25 protein-coding genes are annotated in these 22,139 nt (G+C 65.5%); 7 read left to right on the top strand and 18 right to left on the bottom strand.

Annotated features, from left to right (window positions below; genetic code table 11):
• Positions 1–6: 6 nt before the first annotated feature.
• The 5 genes from AC1MCD_RS19185 to AC1MCD_RS19165 all read right to left on the bottom strand — a co-directional run bounded on the left by AC1MCD_RS19185 (position 7) and on the right by AC1MCD_RS19165 (position 4,423).
• Complete coding sequence (locus AC1MCD_RS19185) at positions 7–1,422, bottom strand: aspartate ammonia-lyase (RefSeq protein WP_498674314.1); 1,416 nt, start codon at positions 1,420–1,422, stop codon at positions 7–9.
• Between the two features lie 13 nt (positions 1,423–1,435).
• Positions 1,436–2,533, bottom strand: a complete 1,098-nt coding sequence (locus AC1MCD_RS19180) for an asparaginase (RefSeq protein WP_498674312.1) — start codon at positions 2,531–2,533, stop codon at positions 1,436–1,438.
• Between the two features lie 42 nt (positions 2,534–2,575).
• Complete coding sequence (locus AC1MCD_RS19175) at positions 2,576–3,322, bottom strand: FadR/GntR family transcriptional regulator (protein WP_498674310.1); 747 nt, start codon at positions 3,320–3,322, stop codon at positions 2,576–2,578.
• A 160-nt stretch (positions 3,323–3,482) separates the two neighbouring features.
• On the bottom strand, positions 3,483–3,755 hold the full coding sequence (locus tag AC1MCD_RS19170; RefSeq protein ID WP_498674308.1) for a hypothetical protein: 273 nt from the start codon (positions 3,753–3,755) through the stop codon (positions 3,483–3,485).
• On the bottom strand, positions 3,752–4,423 hold the full coding sequence (locus AC1MCD_RS19165; protein ID WP_498674307.1) for an RNA polymerase sigma factor: 672 nt from the start codon (positions 4,421–4,423) through the stop codon (positions 3,752–3,754). Before AC1MCD_RS19165 ends, AC1MCD_RS19170 begins: the two co-directional genes overlap by 4 nt.
• 401 nt (positions 4,424–4,824) lie before the next feature.
• Between AC1MCD_RS19165 and AC1MCD_RS19160 the strand changes: the two genes are divergently transcribed.
• A complete protein-coding gene (locus AC1MCD_RS19160) occupies positions 4,825–5,547 on the top strand; it encodes a hypothetical protein (protein WP_498674305.1) in 723 nt (240 codons plus the stop codon).
• A gap of 195 nt (positions 5,548–5,742) precedes the next feature.
• Positions 5,743–6,687, top strand: a complete 945-nt coding sequence (locus AC1MCD_RS19155; protein ID WP_498674304.1) for a polysaccharide deacetylase family protein — start codon at positions 5,743–5,745, stop codon at positions 6,685–6,687.
• Between the two features lie 39 nt (positions 6,688–6,726).
• Here the strand turns inward: AC1MCD_RS19155 and AC1MCD_RS19150 are convergent, their stop codons facing one another.
• The 3 genes from AC1MCD_RS19150 to AC1MCD_RS19140 form a co-directional block, all read right to left on the bottom strand.
• Positions 6,727–7,338, bottom strand: coding sequence for a DedA family protein (locus AC1MCD_RS19150; RefSeq protein WP_498674302.1), 612 nt, complete (start codon positions 7,336–7,338; stop codon positions 6,727–6,729).
• A gap of 31 nt (positions 7,339–7,369) precedes the next feature.
• Positions 7,370–8,401, bottom strand: coding sequence for a hypothetical protein (locus tag AC1MCD_RS19145; protein ID WP_498674301.1), 1,032 nt, complete (start codon positions 8,399–8,401; stop codon positions 7,370–7,372).
• A 108-nt stretch (positions 8,402–8,509) separates the two neighbouring features.
• Complete coding sequence (locus AC1MCD_RS19140; RefSeq protein WP_498674300.1) at positions 8,510–9,607, bottom strand: thermonuclease family protein; 1,098 nt, start codon at positions 9,605–9,607, stop codon at positions 8,510–8,512.
• 269 nt (positions 9,608–9,876) lie between these two features.
• Here AC1MCD_RS19140 and AC1MCD_RS19135 point away from each other — a divergent pair, with 269 nt between their 5' ends.
• Positions 9,877–10,161, top strand: coding sequence for a helix-turn-helix transcriptional regulator (locus tag AC1MCD_RS19135; RefSeq protein WP_498674298.1), 285 nt, complete (start codon positions 9,877–9,879; stop codon positions 10,159–10,161).
• Positions 10,158–11,417 carry a type II toxin-antitoxin system HipA family toxin gene (locus AC1MCD_RS19130; protein ID WP_498674296.1) on the top strand — a complete coding sequence of 420 codons (1,260 nt, stop codon included), beginning with the start codon at positions 10,158–10,160 and terminating at the stop codon, positions 11,415–11,417. Before AC1MCD_RS19135 ends, AC1MCD_RS19130 begins: the two co-directional genes overlap by 4 nt.
• A gap of 52 nt (positions 11,418–11,469) precedes the next feature.
• Here AC1MCD_RS19130 and AC1MCD_RS19125 read toward each other — a convergent pair whose 3' ends face one another.
• Positions 11,470–12,087, bottom strand: a complete 618-nt coding sequence (locus AC1MCD_RS19125) for a uracil-DNA glycosylase family protein (RefSeq protein WP_498674293.1) — start codon at positions 12,085–12,087, stop codon at positions 11,470–11,472.
• 231 nt (positions 12,088–12,318) lie between these two features.
• Between AC1MCD_RS19125 and AC1MCD_RS19120 the strand changes: the two genes are divergently transcribed.
• Together AC1MCD_RS19120 and AC1MCD_RS19115 are read left to right on the top strand one after the other, a co-directional pair.
• Positions 12,319–12,999, top strand: a complete 681-nt coding sequence (locus AC1MCD_RS19120) for an EAL domain-containing protein (protein ID WP_498674290.1) — start codon at positions 12,319–12,321, stop codon at positions 12,997–12,999.
• The gene (locus AC1MCD_RS19115; protein ID WP_498674288.1) at positions 12,939–13,439 is read left to right on the top strand and encodes a hypothetical protein; all 501 of its coding nucleotides are present in this window, start codon (positions 12,939–12,941) and stop codon (positions 13,437–13,439) included. Before AC1MCD_RS19120 ends, AC1MCD_RS19115 begins: the two co-directional genes overlap by 61 nt.
• A 1-nt stretch (position 13,440) precedes the next feature.
• Here the strand turns inward: AC1MCD_RS19115 and AC1MCD_RS19110 are convergent, their stop codons facing one another.
• The 9 genes from AC1MCD_RS19110 to AC1MCD_RS19070 form a co-directional block, all read right to left on the bottom strand.
• A complete protein-coding gene (locus tag AC1MCD_RS19110) occupies positions 13,441–13,821 on the bottom strand; it encodes an RNA-binding S4 domain-containing protein (protein ID WP_498674286.1) in 381 nt (126 codons plus the stop codon).
• Positions 13,822–13,866: 45 nt separating this feature from the next.
• Positions 13,867–14,865: a sensor histidine kinase gene (locus tag AC1MCD_RS19105; protein ID WP_498674284.1), complete on the bottom strand. Its 999-nt coding sequence runs from the start codon at positions 14,863–14,865 to the stop codon at positions 13,867–13,869.
• Positions 14,858–15,526, bottom strand: a complete 669-nt coding sequence (locus tag AC1MCD_RS19100; RefSeq protein ID WP_498674282.1) for a response regulator transcription factor — start codon at positions 15,524–15,526, stop codon at positions 14,858–14,860. The genes AC1MCD_RS19105 and AC1MCD_RS19100 overlap by 8 nt, the downstream gene beginning before the upstream one ends.
• A 4-nt stretch (positions 15,527–15,530) precedes the next feature.
• Entirely contained in the window at positions 15,531–16,241 is a 711-nt protein-coding gene (locus AC1MCD_RS19095; protein ID WP_498674281.1) for a DedA family protein, read from the bottom strand.
• Positions 16,211–16,972, bottom strand: a complete 762-nt coding sequence (locus AC1MCD_RS19090) for a phosphatase PAP2 family protein (protein ID WP_498674279.1) — start codon at positions 16,970–16,972, stop codon at positions 16,211–16,213. The genes AC1MCD_RS19095 and AC1MCD_RS19090 overlap by 31 nt, the downstream gene beginning before the upstream one ends.
• Before the next feature lie 104 nt (positions 16,973–17,076).
• Positions 17,077–17,736, bottom strand: a complete 660-nt coding sequence (locus tag AC1MCD_RS19085) for a GntR family transcriptional regulator (protein ID WP_498674277.1) — start codon at positions 17,734–17,736, stop codon at positions 17,077–17,079.
• 119 nt (positions 17,737–17,855) lie between these two features.
• Positions 17,856–18,809 carry a transketolase family protein gene (locus tag AC1MCD_RS19080; protein ID WP_498678431.1) on the bottom strand — a complete coding sequence of 318 codons (954 nt, stop codon included), beginning with the start codon at positions 18,807–18,809 and terminating at the stop codon, positions 17,856–17,858.
• A 41-nt stretch (positions 18,810–18,850) separates the two neighbouring features.
• Positions 18,851–19,723: a transketolase gene (locus AC1MCD_RS19075; RefSeq protein ID WP_498678429.1), complete on the bottom strand. Its 873-nt coding sequence runs from the start codon at positions 19,721–19,723 to the stop codon at positions 18,851–18,853.
• Between the two features lie 50 nt (positions 19,724–19,773).
• Positions 19,774–21,111: an MFS transporter gene (locus AC1MCD_RS19070; protein WP_498674276.1), complete on the bottom strand. Its 1,338-nt coding sequence runs from the start codon at positions 21,109–21,111 to the stop codon at positions 19,774–19,776.
• A gap of 190 nt (positions 21,112–21,301) precedes the next feature.
• On the opposite strand from AC1MCD_RS19070, the gene AC1MCD_RS19065 reads away from it, so the two are divergent.
• Positions 21,302–22,126 carry a sugar phosphate isomerase/epimerase family protein gene (locus tag AC1MCD_RS19065; RefSeq protein ID WP_498674274.1) on the top strand — a complete coding sequence of 275 codons (825 nt, stop codon included), beginning with the start codon at positions 21,302–21,304 and terminating at the stop codon, positions 22,124–22,126.
• The last annotated feature ends 13 nt before the right edge of the window (positions 22,127–22,139 follow it).

Raw genomic sequence — 22,139 nt, 5'->3', positions numbered from 1 at the left:
TTGGGACTACTTGCTGAGGTTGGCCAGGCGTTCGGGGCTGAGGAGTTCCTGGAGTTGGCCGGCCGTGAGGAGACCGTGTTCCAGGACGAGTTCCGCGACGCCCTTGCCGGTAGCGAGTGCTTCCTGGGCGATGGCGGTGGCGGTGGCGTAGCCGAGGTGGGGATTCAGGGCTGTGACCAGGCCGATGGACTGTTCCACAGTCCGGCGGAGGTGCTCGGTGTTGGCGGTAATGCCCCGGACACAGCGGGCCGTGAGGGTGCGGCAGGCGGCGTCGAGGTGGGAGATGCTCTTGTGGAGGCTGTGGACAATGATGGGTTCGAAGGCGTTGAGCTGGAGCTGGCCGGCTTCGGCGGCCATGGTGATGGTGACGTCGTTGCCGATGACCTCGTAGGCCACCTGGCTGACCACTTCCGGGATCACCGGATTGATCTTGCCGGGCATGATGGAGGACCCGGATTGCACGGGGGGCAGGTTGATTTCCCCGAAACCCGCACGCGGGCCGGAGGAGAGCAGGCGGAGGTCGTTGCAGATCTTGGAGAGCTTCACGGCCACCCGCTTCAGCACGCCGGAGAGGTGGACGAACGCGCCGACGTCCTGGGTGGCCTCGATAAGGTCGACGGCGGTGACCAGCGGAAGGCCGGTGATCTCGGCCAGGTGCCGGCAGGCTGCGTCGGCGTAGCCGGCGTGGGCGTTCAGGCCGGTGCCGATGGCGGTGGCACCGAGGTTGATTTCGTGGATGAGCAGTTCCGCTTCGGCCAGGCGCAGGCGGTCCTCGCCGATGGTCACGGCGTAGCTCCCGAATTCCTGGCCGAGGGTCATGGGGACGGCGTCCTGCAGCTGGGTGCGGCCCATCTTCACCACGGTGCGGAATTCCAAGGCCTTCTCGCCGAAGGCTTGCTCGAGTTCGGCCAGGGCAGCCAGGAGTTCCCGGGCGGCGAAGATGGTGCCCAGTTTCACGGCCGTGGGATAGACGTCGTTGGTGGACTGGCTGAGGTTCACGTGGTCGTTGGGGTGCAGGCGTGCGTAGTCGCCCTTGGGGTGGCCGAGGATTTCGAGGGCCCGGTTGGCGATAACCTCGTTGGCGTTCATGTTCGACGACGTTCCGGCGCCGCCCTGGATCACGTCCACCACAAACTGGTCGCTGAGTTTGCCGTCCATCACGTCGGTGCAGGCCTGTCCGATGGCTTCCGCCCGTTCGGTGTCCAGCAGGCCGAGCTCGTGGTTGGTCCGGGCGGCGGCGAGTTTCACGGCGGCGAGGCCGCGGACCAGGTGCATGTTAGAGGACAGCGGCTGCCCGGTGATGGGGAAGTTTTCCACGGCCCGAAGCGTGTGGACGCCCCAATATGCGTTGAAGGGGATGTCCCGGTCGCCGAGGAGGTCGTGCTCGGACCGGAAATTGCCGGCAGTAGGTGTGGTGGTCATGGGGTTGGGGTCCTTACAGGGCGTCGTTGTCGGGTTCGGACAGGTCGTGGGTGAGGAAATCTGTGGGCTGGAGCAGGCCCACTTGGTGGCCGCCGCCCAGCACGGGTGCGGTGCCGATGCCGGCCAGCGGCGCGGTGTCGAGGCCCAGGGACTCCAGCACGTGGACGGTGGCGGGCATCCGGGCCCGGTCGCCGCCGTCGGAAATCTTGATGGCGACGGCACGGCCGTCCGGCAGGCCGACCAGCTGCACCCCTTCAAAACCGTCCTTGGCAACGGCACCGGGGAGCAGCCGCATCAGTTCGGTGACGTCCCGGCGCTCGCCGGCCACCATGTCCGGGTACTGCTGCATGGCGAGTCCGACGGCGGCTTCCGCACTCAGCGGGGCGGTCCCGCCGTCGTCGGGCGTGCTTTCTGTGGCGCGTGCGGCGGTATTCGCGGCAGCCGCCGCGATGGTGCCAAAGGCGCGGGCCATGCCGCGGAGCGTGAGGGCGAACAGCGGGGTGCCGCAGCCATCGGTACTGCGGGCAAACGGGTCCTCCACTGTGAGTTCAAAAACTGTGGACGCGACAAGTTGCTGCAGAGGATGCGAGGGGTCCAGGTAGCCCTTGACCGGCCAGCCGTTGATGACGCAGGTGGCGGCCATGGCAGCGTGCTTACCGGAGCAGTTCTGCGTGACTTGTGTGGCGTGCAGGCCGGAACGCAGCCAGTTTTCGCGCTCGCCGGTGCCGTAGGGGAGGTCGGTGCTGTTCTCGAGGTCATTGGCCGAAAGGCCGTGCATGGCGAGGATGCGCTGGGTGCCGCCGCGGTGCTTGCCGCCGCCGGAGTGGCTCGCGGCGGCCAGGGCCAGGAGGTCCGCCGGGAGTTTCAGGCCGGCGCGGACCATGGCAACGGCCTGCAGCGGCTTCAGCGAGGAGCGCGGGTAGAACGGAGCCAAGGGGTCGCCGGCAGCGGCCAGGATGGTGCCGTCCGGGGCCGTCGCGATGGCCGAACCGTAATGGATGCTCTCCACGATGCCGTCGCGGGTGGCGACCACCAGGGGTGCGTGCTGCGGCAGGTTTCCGGCGGTGCCGGGGGCAGCGGTCTGGGCAGCATGAAGTGCAGGGGCAGGCATGGAGTCCTAGGGGTTACTGGTTAGTGGATACGGGCTGAAGCGTCAGTGATTGAGGATGGAGTCGAGGGCGACGCCCACGGCACGCAGGTGCTCGGACATAGCGGTGCTGGCTTCGTCGGCGGAGCCAGCTTCGATGGCCTCAAGGATGCGCTGGTGTTCGGCGTCGGAGGCGTGCTGGCGGTCGGCCACCATATTGAGGGTCTCGGACTGGAAGGCCAGGGCGCCCCTGATGTCTGCCACCACGCTGGCGAACACCTTGTTTCCGCTGGCCCGGGCGATGGCGGCGTGGAAGCTGGAGTCCAGAGCAACCCAGGACTCGGGGTCGGTTTCGGTGGTCATCGCGGCGACGATGTGCCGCAGCGTCTCGAGTTCATCTTCTGTCCGCCGTTGGGCGGCCAGCCCGGCTGCGGGAACCTCGATGTGGGGCCGGGCTTCTGTCAGATCTCGCGCGGAGTACTGCCCCAGCGTGAGGTCATTGGCAACCTTGTCGGCCACCACAAAGGTGCCTTTACCGGTTTTGGTCACCGTCAGGCCCAGTGCGGTGCAGGAACGCAGGGCTTCGCGGATGACCGAGCGGCTGACCCCGTATTGCTGCGACAGCATGGCCTCGGAGCTGAGCTTCCCGCCCACCGCCATCTGGCCCGATTCAATGTCAGCGCGCACCGCGTTGAACACCGCTTCGGCAGCGCTGAGCCGGGCCAGGGGCTGGGCTGACTCGGTGGCCGCGGGGAGTGGCTGGTCGCGGGGAGGTGCAGGCTGTCCTGCTGTCCGGCTGTCTGACAGGTTCACGCTTTTAAATATGGCACCGGTCACACAGCCTGTCAAGCTCCTTCCGGCCGGCACCACCTGATGCCGCTCCGAACCGATAGATCCCCGAACTGTTGCTTCAGCAGCGTGCCGCGCGCCGCCGTCGTTCTTTCCGCGTCTTTCCGCGGTCTTTCCGCAGTGCCTAAAATTGCTCCAACCGCCGCAGCGCCGGGCCGGGATCTACCCCGTCCTCGGCAGCCGCGAGCAGCAGGAGCGAACGCGCTTCTTCGAAGCAGGCACTGCAGCCCGACAGATGCGCCCGGAGCGCCGGCATGCTGTCCGGCGAACCGCTCAGCAGGATTTCAACGTAGGCGTCAACCGCGTCGAAGCAGTCGTTGCAGGAAAGCCACGGCTCAGCCGCCAGGGTCAGTCGGCGCACTGACTCGGGGGTCAGGTTTCGGCGGTGCGTAGTCATGAGATCACTCTCGGTGTAGTTGGTGCAGCGGGGAGGTAGCCGGCGAGCGTCAGGTGCGCCCTGAGCCGGCCGCGGGCGTCGTGAAGTGCCTTATAGAGGGCGTTGCGGGTGGTGCCCAGGCGATCCGCCAGCACGTCGATGGGCACCTCGTCCACGAGCAGCGCCAGCACCACCAGGCGCTGGTGGGGTGTGAGGGCCTCATCGATTGCGTGCCCGACGGCGGCAGAAAGTTCGGTGCCCTCGAGCAGTTGCTCGGGGGAGCTTTGGACCGCCGGCCTCTCCAGGACCGAATCAAGATCGAGGTCGCGGTGGCGCCACATGTTCCGCCGCACCTCGACGGCGGCATGCAGGATGCCGAACTTGTACGCCCACGTGGTGAACCTGCTGCGGCCTTCGAAGCTGGACAGTTTTCCGAGAACGTCCACCATGGCCTCGTCGGCCGCCTGGTTCACCAGCTCGTCCACGCGGACGGCGCCGATGGCCGGCAGTCCGTAATACATCTGCGACACCTGGTGCCGGGTTGCCTTGACCAGGAGCTGGTGGAGCTGCATCAGTGCCGCATCGTGCCCCGGGCCAGGCGTGCTGAGGAGTGTCACCCAGTCAGGGTCCGGGGGTCTGGGACGCGCTTCCTGCGTATCCGCGAGCTCGGGGCCGTCCAACGTGGCCATGCGATCACTCCCGTCCGCTAAGGTCACCCGCGGGCCCGGCGATGCGGACCGCCAACTCTGGTGGACAACCCTTGTCCACCAGTTTAAGTAGCTCGTGGATGTCCACTCCCCGGGTGGCCGCCATGCGTGACGCCAGAGTAGCAGGGAACCCTGCCTCGATCAGCAGCCGCCCGCGCCAGGCGACGATTGCGTCCCACTCGTTTCGGGGCGATCCGGCCCCTGTCTGTGCTTCTACTTCCCGCTGAGTCTTCATACCCCTTTAGTGTCATCCGGGCCGCCACTCTTACCGGCTTTCGGGGAAAAGGGAGCCGAAAAAATTTCCGTCTGAAGGGGGTAAGAATCGGGCGCCGGGTGCCACTAATGTGCCATGGGCGCCCGCCCATACGAAAGGAGATCCAACCGTGGAAATCATGACATCCCGCAGGCGGCCAAAGCTCGCCGTCGTGTTCGCCCTGCTGGCTGTTTCAGGCGGCCTGACCGCGGCCTATTCCGTGGGGGCGGCGCCCGCGCAGCCCACATTCCAGGAGGCTGCAACAGGATTCATGGCCCACAACCATGGCTCCGGCGGCTCCAGTTCAGTACCTGCCGCACGGCTTGAGCTGCGGCTGACAATGCGGACGCTATGGGCGCAGCACATGGAATGGACGCGCCTCGCGATCGTCAATTTCGCCTCCGGATCGGCCGGCTTCGACACCACGGCCGGGCGGCTGCTGCAGAACCAGGTGGACATCGGCAATGCCATCAAGCCGTTTTACGGCGAGGCTGCCGGCGCCCGGTTGACCACCCTGCTGCAGCAGCACATCACCGAATTCGTTGGTCTGTTCCAGGCTGCCAAGGCCCAGGACGCTGCTGCGCTGGAAGCGGCCAAGACTGCCGTTTACGCCAACGCCCAGGAGATCGCCGACTTCCTTGCCGGGGCCAACCCCCGGAACTGGAGCCAGGAAAAGATGCGCTCCATGATGAAGCAGCACATCGACCAGACCATCTCCTACGGCGGCGCTGAACTGAACGGACGGTACGCCGAAGGCATCGCCACCTATGACCTCGCGGAACAGCACATGCTGATGATGGCCGACGAGCTCAGTGACGGCATCGTCAACGCTTTCCCCGGCAAGTTCCGCTGAGCCCGGCCGGTACGTCCGTGCCGGTTCACACCGGTCCGCGGGTCCAAAACCGGCGTCAACTCCGACTGGGTGACAGAACGGCACGATCGTACCTACGGGAGAGGCTGGCGGGAGCTGGACCTTTCTGCCCTTCCGGCCCTGAATGCAACCCTGTCAGTGTGAACTATGAGGCCCGTCTCCGCTTGGAACCGCCGTATGGTCGCCGCCATACTTGCGGGGTTGCTGGTGGTTGCCGCCATCGTGGTGGCGGTGGTGCTCTCCGCCCGCCCGCAGGCGGGCGGACCGACGCTGGGGCCTTCCACTTCCCCAAGTGTCGCGCCCACTGCTCGCGAAACCCCTGCAGCCCCGACAGCGACCCCGACCGCGACGGCGGAACCCGGCACCTCTGAGCCCACACCCCCGGTCACCAGCGAGCCGCCCGCGGTTGTTCCGGAACCGCCAGTGACCCCGCAGCCGGGGACGCCTGAGCCTCCAGTCACTCCCCAACCGCCGCCGGCAGCGCCCTTCCCGCCGGCGCTGCTGGGACAGGATGTTGAGGTGCTGCCGGGTGCCGGCCGCGTGGTTGCCCTGACGTTCGACGCCGGCGCCAACTCGGCCGGACTGCCCAAGATCCTGCGGGGGCTGGCCAGTGCCGGGGTTCCGGCGTCGTTCTTTTTGACCGGCAACTGGGCGGCCGCAAACCCGTCCGGTGTGTCTGCGATTGTGGCCGCCGGCCACCGCGTAGGCAACCACTCCATGACGCACCCCGGCTTTACCGGTTTGCCGGATGATGGCCTGGCAGCGGAGGTGCGGGGTGCGGAACAGGCCATCCGTGCCGCGGGGGCTGACCCCGCGCCGTTCTTCCGCTTTCCCTTCGGCGAACGGGACGCGCGCACCATTTCAGCCGTGAACAACCTAGGTTACATGCCGGTGCGGTGGACGGTGGATACCCTCGGCTGGAAGGGAACCAGCGGCGGCATCACCGCCCAGCAGGTGGCGGACCGGGTTCTCTCGGTCCTGCAGCCCGGAGAGATTGTGCTGATGCACATCGGGTCAAACCCCGACGACGGCACCACCCTCGACGCCGACGCCCTCCCGCAAATCATCGACCGTGTGAGGCAGGCCGGCTACAGCTTCGTTACGCTGGACAGCCTGCTGTAGGGGTGAGGGGGAGAAGCGAGCCCGCTCAGGCTGCCGTATTCAGCTAGCCCGGTCTCTCTTCCAAGCGCGCAGGCGCCACGCCACCAGCGCGGCCACGGCTATTGCTGCAATGACGACGGCGATGTCCCGGCCGGCCGCCTTGGCCACGGCCTCGTAGGAGTTGCCGGCCAGGTAGCCCAGCAGGACAAAGCCGATGCCCCAGGTGAGTCCGCCAGCAGCGTTGAAGAGCAAGAAGCGGCCGTACGGCATCCGGGACGTGCCAGCCAAAGCAGGCATCACAGCGCGGAAGAACGCAACGAACCGTCCCAGGAAGACCGCCCACCCGCCTCTGCGGCGCAGGAAGTCCTGAGCCTTCTTTAGCCGTCTCCGATGCCGGCCCAACGCTTTGGACTTCACGAGCCGGGGGCCCAAATGCTTCCCGACCTCGTAGCCCACGGTGTCGCCCAGGACGGCGGCCACTACCGCGACGGTCATCATTACCGGCAGCTGAACTTCGCCACGGCTGGCCACCACCCCGCCCAGCACGGCCGCCGTTTCACCCGGAATGACAAAGCCGATGAACAGTGCGTCTTCGGCGAACACCAGGCAGAAGACGGCGATGTAGGCCACGAGCGGGCTGACGTTCAGGATGCCGTCAATGAAGCCGCTCATGGGGAAATACTAGGCCCACGGGGCGGGTTTTTCAGGCGTAGCTTTCAACAGTTGAAGCGACTGCTTCGCGGATCTCAGGACGGTCATGGAATGGCGGGAGGCTTTCCACTGCGCCACCTCCAATAAATCCCAAGACCTCGTCAGCCGTGAAGAGACCAACGCCACGTGGAGACCACCTCTCGGGTCCGATGGATGCGGTTCCCGAGGCGATGGCGATGATGGGGATGACGTTCACGCCGGGGCCCAGAACTGCGCGGTAGCGGTCTGCGGCGTCGGCAATGTTTGTATGCCGGTGACCGTCGTCGCCTTTGGAGTGGGCGGCCAGCCCCTTCCGGTTCGGATGCCAGCTGTAATTCGTGGGCCAGTCCAACCACGAATCGATCAAATAGACATTGGTTCCGTGAGTCACCGCATGCTCCACGTCGATCCTCTTGGCTCCCGGTGACTTTAGCCCGTGAAATACGTAGATACCGGGAATCCTGACGAGTCTATTCAAGAGCAGACCCATCACCCAGATGCCGCTGCGAGTGGAATCACTGGAGCCGCGGCCCCATTCCGATGGTTGCTGGCCGTAAACGTACCGGCCGTGGGAAACCGCAATGTCATTCTTCCGAAAGAGCGGTGCTCCATACCAAGCCAGCGCAAACGCAGCGGCGAGCGTGAGGAGCCCCACCAGGCCATTGGTGCCGGAGCCGCCGACCAACGACGTTAGCGAGCCAATCGCAAACAGTCCTGACACCACCGAACCGGGGATGACGACTATCCTCTTCCCGCTCATGACCATGAGCGCCGCTATCAGCATCACAAAACAGCGCAGTATGCTGATGAGGACGCCGTCACCACCCGGTAGGTTGCCCACAACAATCGGTACCACGAAGACCAATGCTGCGAATGCGGCAACGAAGGTCATCGCTTTGCCGGACATGGCGGGCTGTTTAGCTACGGCGTTGCTCTCGACCGATCTGGTGGACGCGTCTTCGTATCCACTGAAGTCGGTGCTTAGCCACTTCCCCTGCGTGATGTTGATGCCGCGGCTCTCAAATTCCTGCTCCGCGTTTTTCACGAGTTATTCCGCCTAGGATTCGATGAGTGACTGTCTTCTTTCTATCACTCAACGGGGCATCCACACGGGGGACCCACCCGCCCCTGCAATCCAGCAGTCCAGCAATCCTCAGCAGGGAGTCCAGCTCTTCCCGCCCGGTGCGTAACAGCGTGGACCCGTGTACTTGGTAGCCGGTGGTACGTAAGGGACGGGCGCAGGCGGAACGTACGGCTGCGGCGCCGGCGGGACATAGGGTGCGGGCGGCGGCAACCTGCGTAGGCGCTCGGCCTCGGCCTGGCGCGCTGCTTCCGCTGCGGCTGCTTTGGCCGCAGCCTCGTCAGCGGCCTTCTTTTCGGCGGCGACGCGTTCTTCTGCTGCCTTCTTTTCGGCTGCGGCCTGGGCCTCAGCGGCCCGGCGGTCCTCGAGCGCCTTCTTTTCCGCCGCGGCGAGGGTGGCTTGCAGGGTCTTCGTTTCGTCCCGCTTCTTCTCTGCAGCCGCGACCTTGTTATCGAGCGTCGAAAGGTAGGCCGCTGTGACGGTGGCCGTCAGGCCTGCCCAGTAGATTGCCCTTTGGGCGTCCTTGCCGGCAGCAAGAACAGCTCTGAGGGCCTTTGCGGCCGCCAGTTCGGTCGCAAATGCCGCCACCGCAATACTTGCAGCCGATGACGTGGTTGCGGGCTCAGCTGCCGCTGCGGTCTCGAGCGCCTTGGTCGTCTTCGCAAGTTGGGCAGGTACCGTGCAGTCGACCTGATCAGAAAATAGACCGCTCTTGGCCTCTCTGGCTTCCGCGTAGGCCGCTTCGACCGGAGGCATGAACTTACTGTTGCCGCCAAACTGTACGGGTATTCCCAGGCCTTCCCGGGCTATTTTCGCGTTTACCAATGAACCGTCAGGTGCAAAAACCCCGGCGAGTGTCCGCCCATACTTGTCGTGACGTTCGACGTCGAACTCGAGCGTGACCTGAGTGCCTTTAGGGAGGAGCACCTCGAGGTATTCCGCGGCCTGCGGGCCGAGGCACTCCACGGGCTGGTTGGGGTCCTTCGTCTCCGGAGTGTCTATATTGAGCAGTCGGATGGTGTGGTCCCCGTTGTTGATGGATACCACCAATGTGTCACCGTCGACGACCCGCACGACTGTGCCGGAATCTGCATTAGCTGCAGAGGCGACCACCACTGAGCCTGCCACCAGCGCGGCCGCGGCCACTGAGGCAATGATTAGTTTCTTCATCTCAAGCTCTCTTTTGAACAGGCCTCGGTCTACGAATATGCGCCAACCTTGGTTGAACCTGAAAGTTTCCTCCGATTATGCTGGACGTCCCAACGCAAGAATCCGTCAAGGACGCCTCAAGATGCCCGCAGTAATCGCCAGGTGCACTGTTCACTATCCGGATGCACCGGTACGATCGTGCCGATATCCCACTGTTCGGCGCCGGGCGCAAGGAGTAGCCTTAGGGAAAGGGTCCTAAACCGGCACGATCGTACCTATGGGAGGCTGTGGTGGAACCACTCACCGGCGTGCTGGCCGCCGAGGTCCGCTCGCGGCGCGTGCAGTGGGGCCTCACCCAGCAGGATCTGGCGGACATGGCCGGGGTCTCGGAACGTTTCGTCCGTTTCGTGGAGCAGGGCAAACCCAGCGTCCAGCTCGATTCCCTGACCGCGGTCCTGGACACACTGGGCCTCGAACTCCGGCTCACCACCAGAACCAGCCAGGCTGTCCGCGCGCTCACGGACCCGGCCGATGGCCCCAGCGCCCCAGCCAGCGCCGAAAACGCGCAGCCATGAACCACCGCATCGCGGACATATACAAGGCCGGGGTCCTGGCTGCCAAACTCGAACGGCACGACGGCGGCACCAGGTTCAGCTACCTGCCGGCGTACCTCGCCAGTGGAAGACCCGCCGTCGCCAGTTCCCTGCCACTCACCACCGAACCGGTGATCTCAGCGGCCGGTGCGGCGCCGCCCTACTTCACCGGGCTGTTGCCGGAGGGGCGCCGGCTCAACGCGCTGCGGCGCTCCATCAAGACCAGCGCCGACGACGACCTGTCCCTGCTCATCGCTGCCGGGGCGAACCCCGTGGGCGACGTGCAGATTGTGGGCCATGGCGAACCGCTGGATCCTGACGAGCACGCCGTCGAGCTCGACACCAAGCTGCCAATGGACTTCGACCAGCTGCTCGGCGACCCCGACCTGATCGACCCAGTGGCCCTCGCCGGTGTCCAAGACAAACTGTCCGCCGGGATGATTTCACTCCCCGTCGCGAGTGCCGGCAAGCGGTTCATTCTCAAACTCAACGCCCCCGAGTTCCCGCACGTTGTGGAGAACGAACTGGTCATGTTCCGGTACGCGGCCAAACTGCGGATCCCGCTGAGCCCCGTGCAGCTGATCCGGGATGTCGAGGGCCGGCCGGGCCTGCTCGTGGAGCGCTTCGACCGCATCCCGGTTCCTGGCGGTACACACGACGCAGTCCAGCGGCTGGCAGTGGAGGACGGCGCACAGGTACTCAAGCTCTACCCCGCGGACAAGTACAACGTGGGCTACGGGACGGTGTGCCACGCGCTGGCCGACCACTGCGCCGCACCTCTGCCCGCCCTCCGCAACCTGGCCATCCAGGGGGCTTTCGCGTGGCTGAGCGGCAACGGGGACCTGCACGCCAAGAACGTGTCCATGGTCCAGCAGCCGCGCGGGGAATGGACCATCGCGCCGGTCTACGACATCCCCTCCACCGTGGTCTACGGCGACAAGACCCTGGCACTCACCCTGAACGGGAAGCGGAACGGGATTTCGCGGAGGCACTTCCTGGGCTGGGCCGAGGGCCTGGGGCTCACCGACCGGACGGCCAGGCAGGTGGTGGAACTCGCCCTCAAGGCGTCCGGTCCGCTCGTGGCTGACCTGGAGTCCGGTACGGCTTTCGCGGGCGCGCCAAGTTCGGGCGTGGCAAGTCCCGGAAGGAATCACGACGGCGGCTCGCCCTTCCCGGACATGGTCACCAGGGCGTGCGTGAAGGAGCTCAAGCACCGCAGGCGGTTGCTGGAGGGCTGAGGCACTCACGGTGAGTGCCGCCGTCGTACGCTCCCCAAATGGGGAGGGGGAGCTAGAGGTGCTGGATGCCTGCCCGCTGCATGGCGTCCTTGTAGACTTCCACGCTCTTGGCCAGGAGGTCCTCCTGCTTGGCGTCGGAAACAGCAAAGGCCCGCCCGCCGAGCGCGCTGGCCTTATAGATCTTGATGCCGCTGTTCTTCAGGGAAGAATGGTAGGTCTTCTCGAAGAGGGTGAGGAACGTGGAGGCATCGGTGCCGTGGGCGATGACTGCCGAGACCCGGCGGTTGATCTTCAGGAACTGCCGGAAGGGCCGCAGCCCATCGGTCTTTTCCTGCACGTTCAAAGCCGAAGGAAGATCCGGATCGCGGACCCACGGGTAGGCGTTCCACGGCATCACATAGCGCGGATCAAGCTCGGCCAGCTCGTAAATCTGGGTGGCCCGGCGGGCGGCCTCGTCATCGTTGTAGTGGGAGACAAACCCGGATTCGGTTCCCTTGCCCGGGCTGACCTGCAGGCTGACGATCCGGCATTCGTCTTCGTCGTGCACGGGATCGATGTACGGAACAACGGACCCTGGCTTCTTTTCCATCAGTTCGTCGCAAAGCTGCGTTACCGCCGCAATGTTTGGTTCCTGTAGCAGGGCCTTTTTTTCGTCCCAGTCAATCGTCACGATCTCTCCCTCAGCAGCAAGGCGTCCAGAATCAGGCGTCTTATGCCACTCTACGCTTTTGGGCCTTTGGGTGCGCAGTGGATCTGTACTGACGGGGTGGATGGCGGGATATGAGGCGGCTGCGGCTTCCCCGATGCTTGCAAAAAGATGCACAGCGCCATTTGTCTACCGCCACAGGCTTTGCCTGCGAGGGGTGGCCGGGATTGCTGTGAGGCGACTGTCGGGGCGAGCATGTCGGAGGCAACCATGGCCGGGGAACACCGTGACGATTTGGTCATGCAGTCGGAGCAGTGGCGCCGCCAGCTGCCAGGAGCCGGGGAACTCTTCGCGGCAGTGAATATCTCAGGGCGCCAGCTGGTGGCCCCGGAATTCCCTGATGTGGTGGAGGGCGCCGTCCGGGCACCCGGCATCGACGCTTCAGCGGTGAGCCTGGAGGTCACTGAAACCATCCTGATGGATCAGCCCGGCCGGCCCACGGATACCCTGCGGCGGCTGTCGGCGCTGGGCGTCGAGCTGTCGATCGACGATTTCGGCACCGGATACTCCTCCCTCAGCTACCTCCGCTGGCTTTCCGCCAGCAGCCTCAAGATCGACCGGACCTTCATTCAGGAAATCGGCCGCGGGCCCCACGCTGCCACCATCATTGAACTCGTGCTGGGCATGGCGGAGACCCTGAAGCTCAGCGTCGTGGCCGAAGGGGTGGAAACCTCCGCGCAGGCCAACGAACTTCGTCAGCTGGGGGTACGCCTCGGCCAGGGCTACTTCTGGAGCAAGCCGATGCCGCCCGAACTGGTCCCGGAGTGGATGGCAGGACACGCCGGACCAGTGCCGGGCCGGGTATCGTCATCAGAATGGACAGGAAAACGCTCAAGTCTGACGGCTTCGCCGGCTTCAGGCCGTTCGACAGCCTAGAGATCATGAGGGTTCCGCAGGGCACCGGCGTGTTCGCCGTCCTGCGGCCCAACGAGTACGAGCCCCACTTCCTGAAGCGAAGCACCGCAGGCGTCTTCAAGAAGAAGATCCCCACCCTGCCGGCGGAAGCGCTGTTTGGTGAGTGGGTGGACGGCGCGGACATTCTCTATATCGGCAAGGCCGGGCCCGGGAGCAAGGGCAACCGGGGCCTCCGCAGCCAGATCAAGGAGTTCCTGGACTTCGGGAGGGGATTGCTGCCGGGACACTGGGACGGCCGGCTGATCTGGCAGCTAACCCACACGGACGAACTGATTATCGCGTGGAAAGAGCTGCCCGCCGACGAAGTGAACCAGGCCGAGGCCGCCTATCACGCTGCCTTCGTGGCGGAACACGGCAAGCTGCCTTTCGCGAACCTCGTGCAGGCCAGGCTCAAGAACTGAATTAAGCGCCCTTGAGCCGTTCCATCTCCCGCCGGTCCTTTTTGGTCGGCCGTCCGGCGCCGCGGTCCCGCTGCGGGAGACCCAGCGCCGGCGCCACCGGCCTCGGCGGGGTGTGGTCCGTGAAGCAGTGCGACGCAGCCTCGGCGCCCACACGTTTGGCAATCAAGCGGCGGACTTCAAGGGTGCGTTCAAAGCCTGACATGCGTATCGTAACGGTTTCGCCCGTGACGAGCGTGGCCGAAGCCTTCGCAGGGCTGCCGTTCAGCCGCACGTGTCCGGCCCGGCACGCGGCAGTGGCGGCAGAGCGGGTCTTGTAGGCGCGGACAGCCCACAGCCACGCATCAATGCGGACGCTGGCGGGGGCGGCAGGAAGGCTGGTCATGGCTGGCATCGAGTATACGGCGTTGGGCACGTCCGGACTGGCAGTTCAGGCGGTGGCCAGCGGAAGCGTGATCCGCATGGTGGTTCCGTCCGGGCCCGTGCCGGCGATCTCCACAGTGCCGCCGGCAGCGGCAGCCACATCGCGGACCAAGGCCAGTCCGATGCCGAAGCTGCGCTGCGCCCGCGATCTGTCCGGCCTCGGTGTCCTGACGAACCGCTCAAAGATCCTGTCACGGTCGACGCCGGATATTCCGCTCCCCGTATCCGTCACCGTGATAATCGCGCTGCGTTGGCTCGCTGCCGCGGCGAGGGTGATGGTCCCGCCGGCCGGTGTGTGCGCCAGGGCGTTGTCAGCCAGCGCCAGGATGGCGCGGCGCAAACTGCTTTCGTCGATCCGGGCCAGCGCACGGCCGCCCGCCGTGACGGCGACCCTGACATCCTGGTCGCGGGCGATGGTCCGGACGCTCTCCGCAACGGATTCCACCACCCCCGCCACATCGATCGGTTCCCCAGGGGTTTCCGCGGCGCCTCCCGTTGCGGCCAGGAGCAGTTCGTTGACGATTGCCGTCAGGGCTGAGGTGTCCTGCCGGATCCGGACCAAGGCCTGCCCCGGCTTCGACTCGGGCGGGGTGTCACGCTGGGCCAGCTGGATCCGCGCGTCCAGGATTGCCAGGGGCGTCCGCAGTTCGTGGCTGGCGTCCTGGATGAACCGGCGCTGCAGGGCCATGGCCGCGCCCAGAGGCTCAATAGCGCTGCGGGCACTGAACCAGCCGATCACGCCGGCGAGGACGATCCCTGCTGCACCGGCGATGATCAGGGCTTTGAGCAGATCCTTGTAGTCAAGGTACGCAAAGTCGGCGGCCGGGCTGGACGGTCCGGGCAATTCGGGGTGGGACAGCTGGTTGGTCAGGTAGATCGCGGCGCCGGCGAGCAGGCAGAGGACCATCACGGCGCAGGCAACGCTGATGCGTACAGCGATCCTGAGCGAGGCCTTGCGGAGGGTGGCCTGGTCCGGGTCTGCGGCGCCCCGGTTTCTCTCATTCATGGCCGTCGCCGATCTGGTAGCCGACGCCGTGGACTGTGCGGATCACGTTCCGGGAAATCTTGCGGCGCAGGTGGTGGACATAGGTGTCGATCACGCTTGGCTGGTCAGTGGACGGGAAAACGGAGCCGATGAGCTCGTCCCGGCTGAAAATGCGCTCCGGTTCTGTGGCGAGGGCCGTCAGCAGCTCGCACTCCTTCGCGGTCAGCGTCACCAGGGGCCCGTAAACGGACCGCACGGAACGGCCGACGGCGTTCAGTTCCCAGTCGCCGATACTCACCGTCGGCTGGGTGTAGCTGCGGGTCAGTGCGCGCAGGCGCGCACCCAGCTCCCCGGCGTCGAACGGTTTGCTCATGTAGTCATTGGCCCCGGCGTCGAGGCCGCGGACCTTCTCGTCCGTTGCGCCCAGCGCAGTGAGGATCAGCACCGGCGTCGAAATCCCTTTCGCCCTGAGGGTGCTGATCAGCGCGATCCCGTCCATGCCGGGCAGGCCGCGGTCGATCACCATGACATCCCAAGGTTCGCCGAGGGCGGCGCTCAGGCCAAGCCTTCCGTCCGCCACCAGGCTGATCCGGTAATCGCCTTCCAGCAGCTCCGCAATAAGCGGGCCCAGGACCGGATCGTCCTCGACCAGAAGCAGGGACGGCCGGGCATCTGTTGTCATGGGGCTATTCTTCCGCGGCCAGCGCTTTCACGGGCTGATCCTGGGATTCTTCGGCCGGTTCCTTGGCGTTGCCCTTGGCCTTGCGGCGTTTGAGGTACTCAATGCCCCACGGGATGACCGAGACCAGGACCATGGCCACGGCGATCAGGTCGATGTTGTTGGCGATGATGTCGAAGTGCCCCAGCCAGGACCCCAACAGAATCACGGACACGGACCAGGCCACGGCGCCCACGATGTTCCAGAGGAGGAACTTGCGGTAGGGGTAGTGGGCGGTCCCGGCTGCCAGCGGGGCATAGGTGCGCACTATCGGCACAAAGCGGGCCAGCACCACCGCGCCGCCGCCATGCCGGTGGAAGAACTCCTCGGTTTGGGTCAGATGCGAGGTCTTCATGATCCGGGCATCATCCTTGAACCAACGCCTGCCGAATTTCCGGCCGAGGAAGAAACCCACTTGGTCGCCGGCCACCGCCGCCGCTGACACGACGCCGATCAGGAGCGGGAGCGTGAGGTTCAGCTGCTGATGAAGCAGGCCGGCCGTGAAGAGGAGCGAGTCCCCGGGCAGGAACGGGAAGAGGACCCCGGATTCGATGAAAACCATCCCGGCAATGACAGCCAGTGCGGCCGGTCCGAAGCCCTCGAGGAGCCCCGCGGGGTCCAGCGGCGAGGAAGCAGCGGCGGAGGCGGCTACCGTGGCGAGTGCATGAAATGACTGCATGATGCCTTTCTGAGGGCAAGAGGTACGAACCTGTTCCACAGGCCCGCCAGAAGAACCACCGCCGCGGTGCCGGCCAGCAGCGAACCCGCGACGTCGGAAGGGTAGTGGACGCCGATGTACAGCCGGGACCACGCCACGAGGGCAACCACCACCACGCCGGAGACCACCGTGAATTTCGCCCACCGGGTGCCCCGGGCCAGGAAATACACCGCAAAGGCAAGGGTCACCGCGAAGGTGACATGGCCGCTGGGAAAGCTGTCCGTTCCGGATTCCGGGGCCAGGGGATCGAACATCAGCGCAGCGTCCGGGCGTTGCCTCGCCACCAGGAGCTTGAAGAACTCACTCGCCACCCATCCGGAGCCAGCCGTCAGGGCGAAGGCCACCGCGTTGACCGGCGCACGGCGGACCAGCAGCAGAAACACGGCAATTGCGGCGATTGCCAGCAACCCCGCTACCGGGCCGAACAGCAGGTTCAGGGCCATGGCCACGGCCGTGAGCAGCGCAACGTGATGCAGGCTGAGGCCCTGGTCCACGCCCAGTTCGGCCGCGCTGACACCGGGAGCATGCGCAACCGTCAGGCCAAGAATGACGACGGCGGCGGCGAGGAAAATCCCGAGGAGGAGCCAGTGCGGCGCTTGAGGCAGCGCAAACGGCCAGGTCCTGGCGGCGGGCTGGCTTAAGTCAGGCGTGGTAGGAGCTGTAAGGGTACGGTCGTTCACTGCGTCAGGCATAAAGACTCCGGCTCGGCACAGGGAGGCCGGTGGACCGCCCCCATCAACTCTGCCCCCGGGGCTTTAAGAAACCGTTAAGAATGAAGGGTACTGAGTTGGGCGCCCTACGCCACGAGGTTCGCGGCCGCGGTGTCCATGTGCTCCCGGATGGTGTTCCGTGCCAGCGAGGCATCACCCGTCTCGATGGCCGCGACGATGTCGTAATGCCGGTCCACGCTCATGTTCATCACGCCCTTGTCCTGGCCCGCGAACATGATGGACATCCGGATGGATCCCTCCAGTGATTCCCAGGAATGCAGCAGGGTTTCGTTGCCGGTGAGCCGGCACAGGGTCCGGTGGAACTCCAGGTCCGACTCAACCCGGTCCTGCATGCTGGCCTTTTCCGCCGCGGCCATGGCTTCGATGGCGGTCTTCAGCGAGCGGATGGCGTGCTGGCGGTCGGGGAGTTCACAGAGGGTGCGGGCGGCCAGGGACTCCAGAGCGGCCCGGACCGAGTAGATGTCCCGGATTTCCTTGGCGTCCAGGTGCCGGACGGAGAGCCGGCCGCGGGGTCCGGCGGAGAGCAGCCCCTCCTGTTCGAGCTGGCGCAGGGCTTCGCGAAGGGTGCCGCGGCTGATCTGGAGCATCTCCGACAGTTCGGTTTCCACCAGGTGCCGGCCCGGTTCCAGCTCACCGCTGGTGATCGCGGCTCGCAATGCGGCAAGGGCCTGCTCGCGGAGGCTCTTCTTCTGCAGTCCCAGCAGGGGTGCTGTTGCTCCGGCCATCGTGTTACTTCCTCAATGTCAGTGGTCGACTGTTTACAGTCGATCTGTTAACTGTTGATGCTACGACAGAAGCGCGGCGCCGGGGTGGGTTCGGCGCCGCGCTTCTGATCGGATTGTTCCTACTTAAGTTCAGCGAGTACCTTCGCCACGATCTTTTGGATGCTGAGTCCGTAGCGGTCGTGGAGGGTGGGGAGCGCTCCGGCGTCGAGGAACTGGTCCGGCAGGGCGATGGGCACTACGCGTTTGCCCACGCCTGCGGTGACCACGGCGGCAGCTACTGTTTCGAACAGGCCGCCGATCACGCTGTGGTTTTCGAGGGTGAATGCGAGCCGGTCGGTGTTGAGTTCGGCGAGGACGGTGGCGGCGTCGAACGGTTTGATAGTGGGGGTGTGGACGACGGCCACGTCAACGTTGTGTGCCGCCAGGGCCTTGGCTGCGTCCAGGGCCCGCATGGTCATCAGGCCGGACGAGATGAACACAACGTCGTTGCCGCCGCGCAACACCTTGGCTTTGCCGAGTTCGAACGTGTAGTCGTATTCGTCCAGGACGGTGGGCACGTTGCCGCGCAGCAGGCGCAGGTAGGTGGGCCCCTCCGAAGCCGCGAGTTGTGGGACGGCCTGCTCGATGTCGATGGAGTCGCAGGGGTCCACGATGGTCAGGTTGGGCATGCCGCGGAAGATCGCCATGTCCTCGGTGGCCTGGTGGCTGGGCCCGTATCCCGTAGTCAGGCCGGGGAGCCCGCCCACGATGTTCACGTTCAGGTTCGGCTCGGCGGCGTCCAGGCACAGGAAGTCGTAGGCGCGGCGGGCCGCGAACACGGAGTAGGTGGATGCGAACGGGACCAGACCGGTTTCGGCCAGGCCGGCGGCGGCGCCGAAGAGCAGCTGTTCGGCCATGCCCATCTGGAAGAACCGCTCCGGGAAGGCCTGGGCGAAGATGTGCATGTCCGTGTATTTGCCCAGGTCCGCGGTGAGGCCCACGATCTTGTCGTTCTCCTGAGCGGCCTTGACCAGGGCGTGGCCGAACGGCGCGGACGCCGTCTTCTGACCTGGTTCGGCGAAGGAGGCGATCATCGCCGAGGTCTTCAGCTTGGGCTTGGTGACGGCGGTGGTGCTCACTTGGTGTCTCCTTCAGCGGCTTCAAATCCTGCGCTGAGTTGCTCGCGGCAGGTCTGCCATTCGTGTTCTTCGATGCGCATGAAGTGCGCCTTTTCGCGTTCCTCCAGGAGCGGGACGCCGCGGCCCACTTTCGTATCGCACAGGATCACCGAGGGGCGTCCGACGGCGGCGGCCTGGTTGGCTGCGTTGTCGAACGCTGCGAGCAGCGCACCGACGTCGTTTCCGTCCACCCGCTGGGTGTACCAGCCGAAGGATTCCCACTTTTCGGTGACGGGCTCGGTGCGGAGCACGGTGTCGGTTTTCCCGTCCGCCTGCAGGGCGTTGATGTCCACCATGGCGGTGAGGTTGCCGAGCTGGTGGTGGTGGGCGCCCATGGCCGCTTCCCAGGTGGAGCCCTCGTCCAGCTCGCCGTCGGAGAGGAAGTTGTAGATCCTCGCCGTGGAGTTCTGGTAGCGCAGGCCCAGCGCCATGCCCACGGCGATGCTCAGGCCGTGGCCCAGCGAACCGCCGGAGATTTCCATGCCGGGCGTGTAGGTGGACATCCCGGACATCGGCAGGCGGGAATCGTCCGAGCCATACGTTTCAAGTTCGGACACGGGTACGATGCCGGCCTCGGCGAGGGCGGCGTAGTGCCCGATCGCGTAATGGCCGGTGGAGAGCAGGAACCGGTCCCGCGCCTCCCACTCCGGATCCTCGGCGCGGTAGCGGAGCTGGTCCGAGTACACGGTGGCCAGCATGTCCGCGGCGCCGAGGGCCTGGCCAACGTAACCCTGGCCCTGGACCTCGCCCATGTTCAGGGCGTGGTGGCGGATCCGGTACGCGGCAGCGCTGACGCGGTCGAGGCGGTCGGAGGCAGTTTCCTGGGTCATTCGTTCCTTCTGCGGGAGTTCGTGCGTGTGCAGTTCGTGGGTGGCAGTCATCAGGCGCTCACGGACTGGGGTGTGCTTTTGGTGGCCTCATCGGCCAGTTCGCGTTCGCGCTTGCCCCAGGTTTCCCGGGTGGCGAGGGCGGCCCACAGGCCGATGGCTGCGTACAGGCCGAAGAGCAGCGCCGGGCCAATCCAGCCGAAGCTAACGAACAGCAGGGTGGTGATGAAGGGTGTGAAGCCGGAGACCATCGCCGAGATCTGGTAGGCCAGGCTGGCACCGGAAGAGCGGGTCTTGGCCTGGAAAAGCTCCGGGAACCAGGCGCCCTGGGCGCCGGCGAGGGAGTTCTGGCAGACGGCGTAGGAGATCACCAGGGTGGCGATGACGAAGATGAACAGCCCGGTGTTCACCAGCAGGAACATGGGGATCGCGAACAGCACAGCGAAGGCTGTGGACCAGATGTAGAGCGGGCGGCGGCCGATCCGGTCTGTCAGCCGGGCCCAGGCCTGGGTGGCGAAGATGCCAATTGCGGAGGCGATGCACAGAGCGACGAGCGTCTGGGTCTTGTCGGCAAGGTGCTGGCTGTTCAGGTAGGAAATCATGTAGGTGACCGAGACGGCGTAGCCGGCTGTTTCGGCTATGCGGAGGCCGATGCCCTTGACGATATTGCGCCAGTCAGTCTTGATGACCTCGACGATCGGGGACTTCACGATGGCGCCGCTGTCCTTGACCTCGTCAAAGACGGGGGACTCGGGCACCTTGGACCGGATGATCAAGCCGACAACCACGAGCACAATGCTGGCCAGGAAGGGGATGCGCCACGCGAGTTCGCCGCCGAAGTTCACGCTCACCAGGAACACCAGGTTGGCGAGCAGCAGGCCCACGGGGAAGCCGGCCTGCACGATGCCGGTGTACTTGCCCTTGGATTTCCACGGCGCGTGCTCGTAGCTCATCAGGATGGCGCCGCCCCATTCAGCGCCGAAAGCCAGGCCCTGGATAATCCGGACGAAGACCAGCAGTGCGGGGGCCAGCAGGCCAACCTGCCCGTAGGTGGGCAGGAGGCCGATGAGGAACGTTGCCACCCCCATGAGGATCAGGGAGGCGACCAGGACGGGCTTGCGGCCCACCTTGTCGCCGAGGTGCCCGCCGATGATGCCGCCGATGGGGCGGGCAGCGAAACCGACACCCAGCGTGGCGAACGCTGCGAGCGTGCCCGTCACCGGATCGCCGGTGGGGAAGAATGCCGTGCCGAAGTACAGGGCCGCGGCGGTGCCGAACCCGATGAAGTCGTAGGTCTCGATGACGGCGCCAACACCGGAACCAATAGCGACGCGCCTGGCGTCCTTCGTGCCATGCACGTGGCCGCGCATTTTCAGAGCTTCGTTGCTCATAGCTGAATCCCTTTCGAAGAGCGAGCAACGCTTCCGCATCGTCGCTGTCGACTGTTAACAAATGATATGCCCCAAGTGTGACCCGCATCATGCCTCAATGTCAACAGTCAATGTTGGAGGTTGACTGTCAACAATAAAATGGCCTACAGTGATTCACATCACCACCCGCTTATCCAGAGGATCAACGACGATGTTCAACTCCCGACTCGGCTGCTCGTCCATCAGCTTCAGGCATCAGGACCTGCAGGCCGCCCTGCGGACCATCAGCGGCCTTGGCTTCGAGGAAATCGATCTCGGCGCCCTCCCGGGAGTGTGCGACCACGTGCCGTACAACCTGGATGCAGCTGCTGTTACCGCGGTGACCGCGGAGGTTGCTGCTTCCGGCCTGCGGGTCCGCTCCGTCAACGGGGATATCGGCGACCTGAACGCAGTACTCGACGACGGTGCCCGCCAAGCCCGCGAACGGCATCTGGAGGCGCTGCTCACCCTCACCGCCAACACCGGCGCGAAGGCGCTGGTCCTCCCGTGCGGGGCGCTCAGCCACGAACCCGTCAGAAGCCTCGACGAGGACCTCGACGAAATCGCCGCCCAGCTCACCCACGCAGCACAGCGCGCCGCGGAGTTCGGCGTCGAGCTCTGGACCGAATCCCTGCACTTCCTCCGGTTTTGCTGGAACCTGGAACGCGCGGAACTGCTGGCGCAGCGGCTGGCAGGTACCGGCGTCGGCATTGTGATGGACTTCAGCCACATCGTCGCCGCCGGTGAAGATCCGCTGGAGTACCTCGAACGCAATCAGGGCCGCATCTCCCACGTCCATCTCCGCGATGCCGTGCCGGGCAACATTAACCTCAGCATCGGCAACGGCCAGGCGGACTTCGCCTCCGGCCTCCCGGCGCTCGCAGCGAGCGGCTACACCGGCCACTTCTCGCTTGAACTCGAAACCCGGGACGTCACGCACGACGAACGCCCCGCCGCCGCAGCGAAAGCGGCAAGCTTCATCACCGACCTCATCTGAACCAGCACTTCTG

The sequence above is a fragment of the Arthrobacter sp. BF1 genome (genome assembly GCF_056680215.1).
The sequence above is the reverse complement of the archived record's forward strand: the minus strand, read 5'-3'. Positions and strand labels throughout refer to the sequence as shown.